Below are 14,152 nucleotides of genomic sequence, written 5' to 3'. Positions count from 1 at the left end.
CGCGGCAGTGCCATGTCCGACGCCGTTTCCCCGCTCGCCTTGCCCTTCCCCGCGCTGCCCGCCATCGCCGGCGTGACCCCGCGCATCGCCCGCGCCGGGTACAAGGACTGGGGCCGCTGTGACCTGACTTACGTCGAGTTCGACGAAGGCACCGCCGTCGCCGGCGTCTTCACCAAGAACGTGTGCTGCTCCTCCGAAGTCGAAATCGGGCGCGACAACGCCCGCCTTGGCAAGGCGCGCGCGCTGGTGGTCAACGCGGGCAATTCCAATGCCTTCACCGGTTATCGCGGCCGCGAGGCGGTCGAGGCGATCATGGCGCAAGTCGCCACGCACCTCGGCTGCGCGCCCGAACAGGTGTTCGTCTCCTCCACCGGCGTGATCGGCGTGCCGCTGCCCAAGGACAAGGCCAAGGCCGGCATCGAAGCCGCGCTGCTCGCCGAGCCCTGCACCTGGGAAGAGGCCGCCAACACCATCGGCACCACCGACACCTTTGCCAAGGGCGCGACCGCCACGGCCATGGTCGGTGACGTCAAGGTCACGTTCAGTGCCATCATCAAGGGTTCGGGCATGATCGCGCCCGACATGGCCACGATGCTGGGCTACGTCTTCACCGACGCCGCGGTGGAACCCGCGTTCCTGCAGCAGTGCCTGTCGGCCGCCAATCTCGGCACCTTCTCGTGCATCACGGTCGATAGCGACACGTCGACCAGCGACACCGTGCTTGCCTTCGCCACCGGCAAGGCCCGCAACGCCCCGCTCGTTTCGGCAGACAGCCCAGGCGCGGACGCTTTCGCCGCCGCGCTGGCCGACGTGTGCCGCCAGCTTGCCCACCTCGTCGTCAAGGATGGCGAAGGCGCGCAGAAGTTCATCGCCATCTCGGTGTCGGGCGCGGTCAGCGACGAAAGCGCCCGCAAGGTCGGCCTCGCCATCGCCAATTCGCCGCTGGTCAAGACCGCCATCGCCGGCGAGGACGCCAACTGGGGCCGCGTGGTCATGGCGGTGGGCAAGGCTGGTGAACCGGCCGACCGCGACCGCCTCTCCATCGGCTTCGGCGGCACCTGGGCCGCGCGCGACGGCCAGCCGCTCGCCGACTATGACGAGGCCCCCGTCGCCGCACATCTCAAGGGCCGCGAGATCTCGATCGAGGTCGATCTCGGCATGGGCCAGGGCCGCGCCACGGTGTGGACCTGCGACCTGACCCACGGCTACATCTCGATCAACGCCGACTACCGCAGCTGAGGCCCCGCGCGATGCTGACCATCTGGGGCCGCCTCAATTCGCACAACGTCAAGAAGATCGCGTGGGCCGCGATCGAGATGGACCTCCCGCACCGGCGGATCGACATGGGCGGCGCCTTCGGCTTCACCCCCGAATATCTGGCGATGAATCCCAACCGCCTGATCCCCACCGTTCAGGACGGCGATCTGGTGCTGTGGGAATCGAACGCGATCCTGCGCTATCTGGCCGACGCGCACGCCCCCGCTTTCCGCAGTAACGACCCGGCCACTCGCGCCGCGGGCGACAAGTGGATGGACTGGCAGTTCCACTTTGCCGATGCCCAGCGCGACGCCTTCGTCGGCTGCGTGCGGCAGGGCAAGGACGGCAGCGACCCGGCAGTGGCGAAATCAGCCGAGGCCGCGGGCCGGATGATGGCCATCCTCGACGCCGAACTGGCGACGCGTGCGTGGCTTTCCGGCCCCGACTTCGGCATCGCGGACATGCCGATGGGCGTCTATGCCCACACCTTCTTCTCGCTCCCCGTGCCGCGGCCCGAACTGCCGCATCTGGCGGACTGGTACACGCGCCTGCAACGTCGGCCCGGCTATGCCAGCCAGGTCTTGATCCCCCTTACCTGAGGCGCCGATGTCCGAAACCGCTCTCGACCGTGAAGTCGCAGCCCTGCTGCGGCGTGTTTCCGAAACCGCGATCCTGCCGCGCTACCAGCAGCTGGCCGCCAGCGAGATCAATGCCAAGGCGGTGGACGACATGGTCACCGTGGCCGACACCGAGGCCGAGGCGATGCTGACCGAGGCGCTTGCCCGACTGCTACCCGAAGCCGCCATCGTCGGTGAGGAGGCCAGCCACGCCAATCCGGCCGTGATGGACCGGCTGGGCGACGGCTTGTGCTGGATCATCGACCCTCTCGACGGCACCAACAACTTCGCCGCCGGTAAGCCGCCGTTCGGCGTGCTGCTCGCGCTGGCGCAAGACGGTGAATGCGTATCGGGCTGGATCTACGATGTGCTCACCGGCCGCCTGTGCTCCGCCCACCGGGGACAGGGCGCCTTTGTCGACGGCGAGCGCGTCCACGCGCGCACGACCGGGCAGGAACCGCCCGTCGCCGCGATCTCGCTGGTGTTCATGGACCCAGAGCATCGCGCCCGGGTGAAAGCGCACATCACGCCGCACTACAACGTGGTCGATATCCCGCGCTGTGCAGCGGAACAGTACCCCCGCCTCGTGCTGGGGGTGAACGACCTGTCGATCTTCGAGCGCACGCTGGCATGGGACCATGCCCCCGGCGTGCTGTTCGTCAACGAGGCGGGCGGCAAGGCCGCGCGGCCGGACGGATCGCCCTACCGCGTGGACCGTCATCTCGAACCCGGCCTGATCGGCGCGGCCAGCCCGGCCCTGTTCGACATGCTGGCCGAACAACTCGCCCGGCTGGACTGATAACGCTGGGTTGAAGACCGGAACGGCGCCCCTGAAAGTCATGGGGCGCCGCCGGGTAGGATCAGAGAACGCTTTCCAGCCAGCCCTTGAGCTGGCTCTTCGGCGCGGCGCCCAGCTTCTGCGCCACGGCCTTGCCGTCCTTGAACAGCACGAGCAGCGGAATCGACTGCACGCCGATTTCGCCCGGGATGCTGGTGTTTTCCATGATGTCCATCTTGGCGATGGTCACCTGGCCGGCCAGTTCCTCGGCGATTTCCTCCAGCGCCGGCGCGATCATCTTGCACGGCCCGCACCATTCGGCCCAGAAATCGACCAGCACGGGCTTGTCGGACTGAAGCACTTCGGCGGCAAAGGTGGCGTCGGTGACGGCTTTGGTGGACATCGCGGAACTCCTGTTTCGGTTGGTCTGCAATCTAGGGTGACAACGGCGGGGCGCAACCGATCATCCCCGAAAGGTTTACTGCGCGGCAGGAAGGTCCAGCTTTTGCGCCGCGATCAGCGCATCGGACAGCACAAACAGTCGGGGCGCATGGGTATAAAGCAGCGCGGCTTCCACCCCCTTGCCGGGATGAATCACGCTGAGCGCGGCGACATAGGCCGCCATCTGCCGGACATAGGCGGTCGGAACGTCCTCGATCCGTGAAGGCGGCCGCCGCCCCGTCTTGAAATCGACGATCCGGATGCGCTCGGCGCCGATCAGCAGACGGTCGATCGTGCCGGACACGATCCGATCCCCCACCAGCGCCGCCACGGGCACTTCGGCCAGCGATCCCGGCCCGAACACATCCTGCCAGTCAGGATGGCCGATCACCGCCAGCGCGGCCTCGGCCATCGCCTCGCGCGCATCCTCCGCGAAATCCGCCGCTGCCCGTGCCAGCCAGGTCCGCGCCGCGTCGCCGCGCGCTTCCGCAGGCAGTTCGGGCAGCCGCTCGATCAGCTTGTGCACCAGCGTGCCCCGCCGCGCCGCGAGCAGCGCGCCCGGCCCCGGCCGCACGGGCGGATCGGGCGCTTCATCCTCACCCAGCGACGAAGGTGCGAGCGGACGCGGCGGGCGCGGCTCCGGTCCCACCGGCACCCGCAGCACCTCGGGCAGAACGAGCGCGGGCGCGACCTCGCGGCGGGCCTTGGCTGCCGGACGCGCCGGCAGACTGCCCAGTTCCTTGCGCCCGCCCCACAGCGGGTCGTCGATCCAGTCGTCCTCGCCGAACAGCGGCTCCAGCTGCGCGTACCAGCTGTCAGCCGGCAATTCCTTGCGCCGCTTGCTCATCGACCCGCCGATGAACAGCGCTTCTTCGGCACGCGTCATCGCCACATAGAGCAGCCGCCAGTGTTCCTCGCGCTCTTCCTTGGCCACCTGGAGTTCCGCCGTGCGCACCGCGCCGACCTTTTCCTCCTTGCGCAGCGCAGGCAGCGGCACCGTGCGCTTGCGCCCCAATATCTCTTCCACCGCCGCCAGGCCGCGCGGCGGCGAAGCGTCCGGATCGTCGGCCGCATCGGCCAGGATCACGATCGGCGCCTGCAACCCCTTGGAGCCGTGCACCGTCATCACCCGTACCAGATTCTCGGCCTTGCCCGCCTCGCGCTTCAGCTCACCCTCGCCCGCGTCGAACCATTGCAGAAAGCCGACAAGGCTGGGCACGTTCGCCGCCGCATAGGCCATCGCGGCATTGAGCAGCTCATCGATCGGATCGTTTGCCTCGCGCCCCAGCCGCGCCACCAGCTTGCGCCGGCCCTGCCACGGGCCCACCAGCAGCCAGTGCAGCAGATCGTGCGCCGGCTCGTAGTCGGCGCGCTGGAGCAGACCGCGCAAGGCTTCCATCGCGGGATGCGTGTCCGGCCCTTCGCTGGCGCGCAAATGCTCCCACAAACGCACGCCCTTGTCGCGGTAGCCGTGCCGCAGCAGGTCTTCCTGCGTCCAGCCCACCAGTGGCGAGACGAGCAGCGCCGCCAGATTGAGATCGTCCAGCGGCTGCGCGCAGAACCGCAGCGCGGCGACAAGGTCCTTCACCGCCAGCGGCGCACCCAGCCGCAACCGGTCCACCCCCGCCACCGGCACGCCCTGCGCATGGAGCCGCGCCACGATCAGTCCGGCGAGCTCCTTGCGCTTGCGCACCAGCACCATGACATCGCCCGGCCCGGCCAGCCGGTGCTCGCCCTTCTGGAGCGGGAACCCGTTTTCCAGCCACGCGCGGATCTGGCGCGCCAGCCGATCCGCCAGATCGCGGTCTGGGCGCGAGAGCCAGCCCTCCCCGCCTTCATCGCCGCTTTCCTCAACGTCCTCCGCCTCGGCCTCGCCTTCGGGCAGGCCGACGGGACGCCACAGCGCAATCTGCCCTGGACGGTCTTCGCCCCGGTGAGGTTCGGGCGCTTCGGGCAGGCCGAAACGCGCCGGACCGATCAGGTGGATCGCGCGGTCCACGAACGACAGGATCGAATTGGCGGTGCGATAGGACTGGCCCAGCCCCAGCCCCAGCAACTCGCGGCGCTCATCGCCCAGCACTTCGGCCACGCCGGAAAGCTGCCGCGCCACTCGATCCTTCGCGGCGGCGAAGTTTTCGGGGCTGGTCCCCTGAAAGCGGAAGATCGCCTGCTTGTAGTCGCCCACCACGAACAGTGTGCGCATCCGCTCTGCGTGCTGGCCTTCGCCGGTGAAGAAATCTTGCACCAGCCCGTCGAGCACGATGCGCCACTGCGCCTCGTTGGTGTCCTGCGCCTCGTCGACAAGGATGTGGTCGAAGCGCCGGTCCAGCTTGTAGCGGATCCATTCCGCGCTCGCCCGCTCGGTCAGCAGCGCGGCGGCGGCGCGGATCTGGTCGTCGAAATCGATGAACCCTTCGCGCGCCTTGGCCTCGTCCCACGCCAGCGCAAAACGGCGACCCAGCGTGAGCGCAGGCGCCAATCGCTCGGCCAGCGCCACCAGCGCGCGCCGTTCGCGCACCGCCTCGATGCAGGCGATGACACGCGCCTGATAATCGGCATAGGCCGGCTCGTGCTTGTCGACATAGCGAGCCGAGCGCGGCTCCCCCTTGCCGGTCAGGAACCGCGCCGCGAGTGCATCGAGCGTATCGAGCCGCCCCTGCGGCGATGCAGCCAGCCAGTCGCCCAGCGCATTGGCCGCCTCGATCCCGCCTTTCGCGCCCCACGCCGCGTTGGCCTCCATGCAGCGCCGCACGGACGCGCTGTCAAAGGCATCGTCGGCGCACAGCGCGGCAAGGCCGGAACTGTCCTCCTCAGCCTCCAGCCCCAGCGCGCGGTTGATCCGGGGCCGCAGCGGCGGTTGCCACGCGCCTTCGCCAAACCACAGCTCGCGCGCCCCGGCACAGCGCAGCAGGAAGTCCTCCACCTGATCCTGCGCCATCCGCAGGCTGAGGTCGGACAGCGCATCGAGCAGCGTCTCGTCACCCTGATCCTGCGCGGTGACGAGCAGCTCGGCCAGCACCTGCCGCACCAGCAGATCGCGGTCGCGGTCCTCCATCGCGCGCGTGCCCGGCAGCAGCCCGGCTTCCACCGGAAAGGCGGAGAGCAACCACTGCGAGAACGCGTGGATCGTCTCGATCCTGAGGCCGCCGCCGGGACAATCGAGCACCGCGGCAAAGCGGCTGCGCGCCCGCGCCACGGTATCGGGATGGATCGACGCACCAATGGCACGCAGCTGGCCCGCAAGATCGATTTCCGGCAACCGCACCCAGCTCGCCAGCACGTCGTTCACGCGCGTCGCCATTTCCGCCGCGCCCGCCTTCGTGAAAGTCAGGCACAACAGGTGCTCCGGCTCCACCCCCGGTTGCAGCAGCAGACGGAGCACGCGTGCGGACAGCACCTGCGTCTTGCCCGTGCCCGCCGAGGCGGAAAGCCACACCGTGCGTTCGGGCGCCACCGCGTGCATCTGGTTGCCCTGAAGCGGATAGACCTTGCTCATCCCTGGCCTCCCTTCAGGCTGCGCCCCTGCCATTCGTCCAGCCGCATCAGCTGGTCATAGTCGCTGTAGCCCGGCAGATCGGGATTGAGCCGCGCGGTGAAGGGATCGCTGCCCAGGATCCAGCGCGCGATGGCTTCCTTCAGGAAGCGCAGCGTTTCGGGGAGGAAATCCTCGCGCGGGATGCCGGACTGCTTCTTGCCTTCCAGCACCGGCTCGCTGCGATAGCCGAAGCCCCGCTCCTTGTTGCGCGCCAGAGACCAGTATTCAAAGGCATTGGGCGTGCCGTCCACGTCCATGAACCCGCCCATTTCGGCGATCAGCCCGATCAGGCCGAGCTGCAACGCGAAACCCTGCTCCACCATCCGGCCCGAAGGCGGCGTGCCCGTCTTGTAGTCGATCACGGCCAGCGTGCCGTCGCCGCAGCGGTCGATGCGGTCGGCGCGGCCGTGGATGCGCACGCCGTCCACCAGCACCTCGCCCTTCGTCTCGAAGGCGATCACCTGCCGGCCCTGGCCCAGCAGCGTGTCCTGCTCCGCCTCGATCCACGCCAGCGCCGCCAGCAGGCGCGGCTGCCACAGCGCGCGCATGAAGGGATGCGCGCTCATTTCGGCCAGCGCCTTTTCGGCCAGCGGGATCAGTTCGCCCGGCGGCGCCCCGGCCTTGTGCCAATCCTCCAGGATCTTGTGCACCGCCGTCCCGCGCCATGCCGGCGTCGGATCGGCATCGAGCGGATCGAGCGAGCGCAGCCCCATGATCGCCGAGGCATAGAACTGGTAGGGATCGCCGCGCAGCCGGTCGAGCGCGGTGACCGCGATCGCCACCTTGCGCTGCTCGGCCGACGGCATCGGCTCGGGCCGGGTCGCCGGTGTCGCCAGCGGCGCATCGTCGAGCGCGCGGGCATGGCTGGGCGCGTCCGTCTCGTGCTTCAATTCACGCCCAAGCATGGCGCGGATGCGCAGCAGGAAGCGCGAGGGGATCGCCGGCCCTGCCGCATCGCGCTGCGCATGGCTCAGCACCACTTCGGGCGCTCCCAGCGCGGCGGCAAGATCGTGCGCAGAAAGCCCGATACGGAAATCCGCCCCCGGAATGCCCAGCGCGCGCAGCACCGGCGGCGCCAGCAGCGGATCGGGCGCGGGCGCGGCGGGCCAAGAGCCCTCGGTCAGCCCCGCGCAGATCACCAGATCGGCGCGGCTCATCCGCGCTTCCAGCAGGCCGTAGATGGCAAGGCGCGGATGGCCGCCATAGGGCGGGCGCACCGCCACTTCCTCCATCGCGTCACGCAGCAGCGCGGGCAGTTCCACCGGATCGACCAGCAACCCGGCCTCGCCCGCCGCCTCGCTCCACTGTTCCACGAAAGCGGAAAGGCTGCGCCCATCGGCCTGCGCCCACACGCTTTCGCCGCACAGCGCCTCGGCCGTCTCGCTCAGCATGGCGAGCGCCGCGCCCAGCGGCAGCGGTTCGTGGACAAGCAGCATCGGCACCAGCAGCGCCTCGACCTCGTCCCACCAGCCCGGCAGGCGGGGATAGCCCTTTTGCTTCGCGCGCACCGCATCGCGCACGGCTTCCACGCCCGGCCCGGGGCGCGGCCCGCGCAGCACGAGGTCCAGTTCGCGGACCCGCTCCAGCCATTGCGCGCGCCGGTCGCCGCGCACCAGCGGATGCCCCAGCAGCGCCAGCAGCGGCACCGGCGCGGCGCGTTCAGCCCAGACTTCGGCGATCTGGAGCAGCACGCGGCCTGCCGGGGTCTGCGGCAATGGCCGCCCGGCGGTATCGTCGGCGCCGATGTTCCAGCGCGCCAGATGCCCCACCACGCGGTTGGCAAGGCTGCGGTCCGGCGTGATCACCGCCACGCGGCGTTCGGGCACGGCCAGCGCCTCGCGCACCAGCACCGCGATCGCCTGCGCCTCCTCTTCCGGATGGGCCGTTTCCATCATCCGTACGCCCGAAAGCCTGCGCTGCTCGGCGGGAAGGCCCACCCACGCAGCGCTCGCCTCGGGCGGCAGGAACAGGTTGGAGATCGCGCGGCTGCGCTCCGGCGGTGCCGCCGCAAGCCCGGCCCGGTGCCACGGCATGACCTCGTCGCGGGCGATGCCCATGCGGTTGAGCAGCAACTTGAGGTGATATTGCGGATGCGTCGCCACGTCGCCGCGCCCGAAGGCGGGGCCGCCCGGCTCCTCCGGTGCGCCGGCCACGCCCAGCGCGTCCCACACCTCGCGCGCCAGCGACAGGTCGAGATCGGGCAGGATCACCGCGCCATGCGGCAGGTCTGCCACCACGCGCAGCAGCCGCGCCACCGCCGGCGAGGCAGAGGTCACGCCCGCGGCCACCACCGGATGCGGCGGCGGTGCCTCGCGCCAGCGCGCAGCGGCATGGCCCAGCAGCAGGTTGCGCCGCTCGGGCGCATCGACCTGCCCGCGCGCCTCAAGTTCCGCGCGCCAGCGGAACAGCACCCGCGCGAACAGCCGCGTGCTGTCCTTCCAGTGCTCCGAAAGCTCCCCGACCAGCCCGATCAGGTCATCGTCGAGCAGCTTCTCCGGAGCCACGCCCTCCACGGAAAGGCGGTCCATGCTCTGCACCAGCGATCGCGCCTGCCGGACCAGCCCCGCCTCGCCCGGTGCCTTGTCCGCCAGTTCCTCGCGCAGCATATCCGCCACGCGCAGCAGCCGCACCACCGGATCCGCGGCGGCGGGAATGTCAGCGCCCGCCCCGATCGGGTCGAGCAGCGGCCCCAGCGTCTCGTCCAGATCCAGATCGCCCACCACCGCCATGCGCGGCAGCAGCAAGCCGCCCCGCCCGCCATCGGCGCTGGCGCGGACGAACGCCTCGGTCACCGTGCGGATCGCGCGGCGGCTGGGCAGCAGCAGCGTAAGCCGCGCCAGCCCGAAGCCTTCCTCGCGGTATCGGGGGATCAGCCCCGCGACCAGCGCGTCGGCAAAGCCGCGATGCGCCGCGATCGAATAGACGCTGGGCTTGTGATCAACCACTTTGCAGCGCGGCTTCGGTCGGCGCGATCATCTCGGGCGCGCCCACCTCGTACCACAGCCCGGTGAGCGGCAGCGCGTAGAGCCGGCCTTCCTCGATGGCGCGGTTCCACAGCACGTTGAACGAGAACGCGCCGTCGGGCGCATCGCGCAGCAGCCGCTTCGACAGGATCTGCACGCCCGCGAAGATATAGGGCGCCACGCGGCCCTGCTTGCGCCGGCTCACCTTGCCCATCTGGTCGAGGTGGAAATCGCCCATGCCGGTATAGTTGAACGCCTGCGCATGGCTGACCACCAGCAACAGCGCGTCCATCTTGTCCTCGTCCCACGCATCGCTCAGCGCGGCGAAGACGTTGCGCGGCCCATCCAGCCAGATGTTGTCGCTGTTGAGGGTGAAGAACGTGTCGGCGCCGATCAGCGGCAGCGCGCGCACCACCCCGCCGCCCGTTTCGAGCAGCGCGTCTGTCTCGTCCGAGATCGCGATCGACGGCGTCTTGCGGCCTTCCAGATGCGCCCGCATCTGGTCGGGCAGGTAATGCACGTTGACCACCGCGCGGGCGATCCCCGCCTCGTCCAGCTTGTCGAGGCAGTGGTCGATCAGCGGCCGGCCGTCCACGCGCACCAGCGGCTTGGGCCGCGACGCGGTGAGCGGCCGCATCCGCTTGCCCAGCCCGGCGGCCAGCACCATCGCCACGTCGCTCGCCAGCGGTTTCGTCACGCCGCGAAGCTCCCGCCCAGCACGCCCGCCGGATCGCGCAGCTCGGCCGGAATGTTCTGGTCGAACCACGCCGCCACCGGCGCCAGCGCAGGATGCGCAAGGTCGCGTTCCAGCAGCGCCCACACGCGCGGGATCAGGTCGAGATAGCGCGGCTTGCCGTCGCGCTTCCACAGTCGCACGAAAATGCCCACGATCTTGGCGTTGCGCTGCGCACCCAGCCGGGCGTAGTCGGCAAGGAAATCGTAGTCCGGCCGTGCCCGCTCGACGTAGTAGTCGAACATTTTCGCTTCCAGTTCGGGCGACACGTCGCGCCGCGCGTCCTGAAGCAGGGAAACGAGGTCGTAGGCCGGATGGCCGTTCAGCGCGTCCTGGAAATCGAGCAGCCCCTGCTGGTGCAGCCCGCCGTCGAGCATGATGTTCTCGGCATGGTAATCGCGCATCACCGTCACGCCCGGCCGCTGGTGCGGCAGCAGCGGCATCAGCACTTCCTCCCAGGCCGAGGCATAGCCTCGCGCATCGACATAGATCGCCCGCGCCGGGCAGTACCAGTCGACGAACAGCTTTGCCTCGCGCAGGTATTCGGACAGGTTGTAGCCCGTGAACGGCCCCGCCGGCAGCTTGTGCAGCTGGAGCAGCGCGTCGATGGCGTAGCGGTAGACTTCCTCCTCGTCCTGCGGCCAGGCATCGAGGTATTCGCGCATCCGCACTTCGCCGAAGTCCTGCAGCAGGACGAAGCCCTGCGCCGCATCCTCCGCCAGGATCTGCGGCGCGTTGAGGCCGTTCGCATCGAGCCACTTGGCCGCGCGCAGGAACGGTTCCGGATCTTCATGCGGGGGCGGCGCGTGCATCAGCATCGCGCTGCCGGTTGACCGGCGGATACGGAAATAGCGCCGGAACGATGCGTCACCGGGCAGCGGTTCGATAATCGCGCCCGTCCAGCCGGCAGCGGCCAGGAAAGGTTCGACACCAGCGGGAATGCTTACGTCCATGCCCCGCGCTCTAGCCAATCCAGACCCGGCTCGACAATGGCCACGCGCCCGTTATCCAAGATTTCCAGCCGGACCGTCAGGCATCCCGGCTCATGCGCGAAGCCGCCGGCGTTTTCCGGCCATTCCGCCAGCAGCGCCGCGCCCTCGCGGTAATCGTCCAGACCCAGTTCCTCCGCCTCCGACGGATCGTCCAGCCGGTAGAAATCGGCATGGACCAGCGGCAGGCGCACCGATGGCGGGTCATAGACCTCGATGATCGCGAAGCTGGGACTTGGCACCTCGCCTTCATAGCCCAGCGCCGCCACGATCGCGCGGGCCAGCGTGGTCTTGCCCGCGCCCAGCGTGCCCTGAAGCGCCACGACATCGCCCGGACGCAGGCGCCCGGCGATCCGGCGGGCCAGCACGGCGGTGGCCTCGATATCGGGCAGCGGGATTGTCACGCCAGCCTCGCTCACGGCAGAGTCACGATCGCGCTGGTGCCCTCACCCGGTTCCGACAGCACTTCCAGCGCGCCGCCGTGCGCTTCCACCAGCTGGCGTACCAGCGGCAGCCCCAGCCCGCTGCGCCGCTCGATGCCGCGCCCGTCTGCGCTGATCTTCAGCCCTTCCAGCGCGCGCGCCAGCACCGCCGGCTCCATGCCCCTGCCATTGTCCGATACCACGACCTGCAACTGCCCCTTGCGCCGCCCACATTCGACCAGGATGCGCCCGCCTTCGGGCGTGGCCGCAATCGCATTGTCGAGCAGTTCGCCAAACGCCCGGCGCAAGCGGCGTGCGTCGCCCGTCACCGCGCCCACCGCATCGCTGCCGCGCAGGTCCAGCGTCAGCTTGCCCGCCGCCAGCCGCTCGGCGCGTTCGTGCACCACTTCGGTCAGCAGCGGAAACAGCTCGACCCGTTCCTGCGCCAGCGGCAGCGTGCCGGCCTCGCTCTGCGACAGGTCGAGCACGTTCTCGATCTGCTGCCCCAGCCGCTCGACCGAGGCGAGAATGGCAGCGACGTATTCCTGCCCCTGCGGCGTCAGTTCGCCCGCGATCCCGGCGGCCAGCATCTCGGCAAAGCCGCCGATCGAGGTCAGCGGCGTGCGGAACTCATAGCTCATGTTGGCGATGAAGCGGGTCTTCACCGCATCCGCCTCGACCAGCGCGGCATTCCGCTCGCGCAGCGCGGTCTCGGCCTTCTGCGAATCGGTGATGTCGAGCACGGTCAGCAGGCCGTTGCCATCGGGCAGCGGCACGCCAGCGAACTCCAGATGGCGTCCATCGGCCAGCGCGATGCGTCCGCTCTTCTGCTTGCGCTCCAGCGTCGCCGCCTGGATCACCTGCCCGATCGTGCCCACTTGCGACGCGCGCTTCAGCTGCCGGGCGATGCGCGTCAGCAGCACGTCGGCGCGCGGATGGGTGGCGAGGAAATCCTCCTCCAGCCCCCAGTCGCCCGCAAAGCGCCGGTTCCACAGCTGCAACTTGCCGTCCGGCCCGAACACCGCGAGCGATTCGAACAGGTTGTCGAACGTCGCCGTGCGCGTGCGCAGCAGCGTGTCGCGCGTGGCGGAAAGCTGCAACTGCTCGGTGCGGTCCTCGAAGATCATCAGCAGCCCGCCATCGGGCATCGGCTGGCCCACGACGCGAAGGTGCGTGCCGTCCGAAAGGTGCCATGGCTCCTCGCGCGGTTCGCTCGCCAGGAACCATCCCTGCCGCTCGCGCCGCCATTCGGGAAAGTCGCGCACTTCGGGCAGCCGCCCGCCATCGCGCATCCGGTCGAGCACCCGATCGAAGGGCGGTGTATCGACCACCCAGGCCTGAGGGATCGCGAAGATCCGCAGGAACGGCTGGTTCGCGAAGACCAGGTTCCGCTTCTCGTCGAACTGCGCGATCCCGGCGGACAGCGTGTCGAGCATCTGGCGCTGCGCCTCGCGGAAACGGCGGAACTGGCGGGTCAGCTCCTCCATTTCCTCGATGTCGACGGCATACCCCGCCACGCCTTCCTCGCCGAGCGGAAGGTCGGACACGCGCAGCGAGCGGCGCTGCCCGCCGATCGTGGCGGAGACGATGCGGGAAATCGGAGCCTTGCGCGCATGAACCTGCCGCGCGACCTGCGCGGGCGTCAGCCCGTCGGTCGGCTCGACCAGCTCGATGCCATCCGCGACCACGTCCTCGGCACTGCGGGCACCCACCGCCTTGACGTAGGCGCTGTTGACCAGCCGCAGCTGCATGTCGGGCGTGCGGAACCACATCGGCAGCGGCGCCGCCTCGATCAGTCCGGAAAGCCCGGCGAAGTCGGCACGCGCCTGCGCGGTCTCGCTCCGCAGCCGGAGCAGTTCCTCCTCGCTGTCGGAAAAATCGAAGAACCAGACCAGCGCCGCGCCGCCGGGCGAAATCTGCGGGTCGGCCAGATGCCCCGTCGCACCCAGGCTGCGCTTGCCGCCGCGCGGGATCAGCGCGATGCGGAACGGCGCGCCGGACTTCTGCGCGCGGCGCACCGCGTCGCCCAGCTTCGACAGCTGCACTTCGTCCAGCCCGCGCTCGCCCGCGTCGAGTTCGCTGAGGTAGCCCGGCATGGCATCCAGCCCGAACCACCCGGCCAGCCGCGGCGGCCCCTCGATCCGGCCGTCCGCACGCACCAGCAGCGGCAGCGCGGGCGATTCCTCGACCATGCGCGAAAGCCGCCGCGCCAGCCGCTGCGCGGCTTCGGCCCGGCGCAGGCGCTTGCGCGCCGCCAGCACGGCCCAGACGGCCGCCAGCGTCCATGCCGCCAGCAGCAATCCGATCAGCACCAGCGCGGTATGATTGAGCAGCATCGTCCCATCGCTAAGCGGCGCACCCGCGCATTGCAATGCGGGACAATGGCACGCCTGCGATTAGCGGAGCGTAAGCAGCGT

General features: G+C 69.7%; 10 protein-coding genes. 3 read left to right on the top strand and 7 right to left on the bottom strand.

The annotated features are described in order from the left end of the window. Positions 1-12: 12 nt before the first annotated feature. From argJ to OLX02_RS18595, 3 genes are read left to right on the top strand one after another with little or no spacing between them, the layout of a single operon-like run. On the top strand, positions 13-1,239 hold the full coding sequence (argJ, locus tag OLX02_RS18605; RefSeq protein WP_264425259.1) for a bifunctional glutamate N-acetyltransferase/amino-acid acetyltransferase ArgJ: 1,227 nt from the start codon (positions 13-15) through the stop codon (positions 1,237-1,239). Positions 1,240-1,250: 11 nt separating this feature from the next. Continuing rightward, positions 1,251-1,856, top strand: coding sequence for a glutathione S-transferase family protein (locus tag OLX02_RS18600; protein WP_264425256.1), 606 nt, complete (start codon positions 1,251-1,253; stop codon positions 1,854-1,856). A 7-nt stretch (positions 1,857-1,863) separates the two neighbouring features. Further along, complete coding sequence (locus OLX02_RS18595; protein ID WP_264425254.1) at positions 1,864-2,673, top strand: inositol monophosphatase family protein; 810 nt, start codon at positions 1,864-1,866, stop codon at positions 2,671-2,673. Between the two features lie 61 nt (positions 2,674-2,734). On the opposite strand, the gene trxA is transcribed toward OLX02_RS18595, so the two are convergent. From trxA to OLX02_RS18560, 7 genes are read right to left on the bottom strand one after another with little or no spacing between them, the layout of a single operon-like run. After that, positions 2,735-3,085 (bottom strand): thioredoxin, encoded by a 351-nt coding sequence (trxA, locus tag OLX02_RS18590; RefSeq protein ID WP_264425252.1) that lies wholly within the window; start codon positions 3,083-3,085, stop codon positions 2,735-2,737. A 45-nt stretch (positions 3,086-3,130) separates the two neighbouring features. Beyond that, on the bottom strand, positions 3,131-6,589 hold the full coding sequence (addA, locus tag OLX02_RS18585) for a double-strand break repair helicase AddA (protein WP_264425251.1): 3,459 nt from the start codon (positions 6,587-6,589) through the stop codon (positions 3,131-3,133). Then, positions 6,586-9,573: a double-strand break repair protein AddB gene (gene addB, locus OLX02_RS18580; protein WP_264425249.1), complete on the bottom strand. Its 2,988-nt coding sequence runs from the start codon at positions 9,571-9,573 to the stop codon at positions 6,586-6,588. Before addB ends, addA begins: the two co-directional genes overlap by 4 nt. Beyond that, entirely contained in the window at positions 9,566-10,258 is a 693-nt protein-coding gene (locus tag OLX02_RS18575) for a nucleotidyltransferase family protein (protein ID WP_264425299.1), read from the bottom strand. The genes addB and OLX02_RS18575 overlap by 8 nt, the downstream gene beginning before the upstream one ends. Positions 10,259-10,284: 26 nt before the next feature. Then, a complete protein-coding gene (locus OLX02_RS18570) occupies positions 10,285-11,277 on the bottom strand; it encodes an aminoglycoside phosphotransferase family protein (protein WP_264425248.1) in 993 nt (330 codons plus the stop codon). Then, complete coding sequence (gene tsaE / locus OLX02_RS18565; protein WP_264425297.1) at positions 11,268-11,717, bottom strand: tRNA (adenosine(37)-N6)-threonylcarbamoyltransferase complex ATPase subunit type 1 TsaE; 450 nt, start codon at positions 11,715-11,717, stop codon at positions 11,268-11,270. The genes OLX02_RS18570 and tsaE overlap by 10 nt, the downstream gene beginning before the upstream one ends. Before the next feature lie 11 nt (positions 11,718-11,728). Then, positions 11,729-14,071, bottom strand: a complete 2,343-nt coding sequence (locus tag OLX02_RS18560; protein WP_264425246.1) for a PAS domain-containing sensor histidine kinase — start codon at positions 14,069-14,071, stop codon at positions 11,729-11,731. Between the last annotated feature and the right edge of the window lie 81 nt (positions 14,072-14,152).

Origin of the sequence: Novosphingobium sp. KCTC 2891, from assembly GCF_025938155.1 — a bacterium.
GTDB lineage: Bacteria > Pseudomonadota > Alphaproteobacteria > Sphingomonadales > Sphingomonadaceae > Novosphingobium.
Note: the sequence above shows the minus strand (reverse complement) of the source record. Positions and strands in the feature narration are given on the sequence as shown.

Bases quoted from the DNA above. Each gene is read 5' to 3' on its own strand.
- argJ (WP_264425259.1), top strand. From the start codon at position 13: ATGTCCGACGCCGTTTCCCCGCTCGCCTTGCCCTTCCCCGCGCTGCCC.
- OLX02_RS18600 (WP_264425256.1), top strand. From the start codon at position 1,251: ATGCTGACCATCTGGGGCCGCCTCAATTCGCACAACGTCAAGAAGATC.
- OLX02_RS18595 (WP_264425254.1), top strand. From the start codon at position 1,864: ATGTCCGAAACCGCTCTCGACCGTGAAGTCGCAGCCCTGCTGCGGCGT.
- addA (WP_264425251.1), bottom strand. From the start codon at position 6,589: ATGAGCAAGGTCTATCCGCTTCAGGGCAACCAGATGCACGCGGTGGCG.
- OLX02_RS18575 (WP_264425299.1), bottom strand. From the start codon at position 10,258: ATGGTGCTGGCCGCCGGGCTGGGCAAGCGGATGCGGCCGCTCACCGCG.
- OLX02_RS18570 (WP_264425248.1), bottom strand. From the start codon at position 11,277: ATGGACGTAAGCATTCCCGCTGGTGTCGAACCTTTCCTGGCCGCTGCC.
- OLX02_RS18560 (WP_264425246.1), bottom strand. From the start codon at position 14,071: ATGCTGCTCAATCATACCGCGCTGGTGCTGATCGGATTGCTGCTGGCG.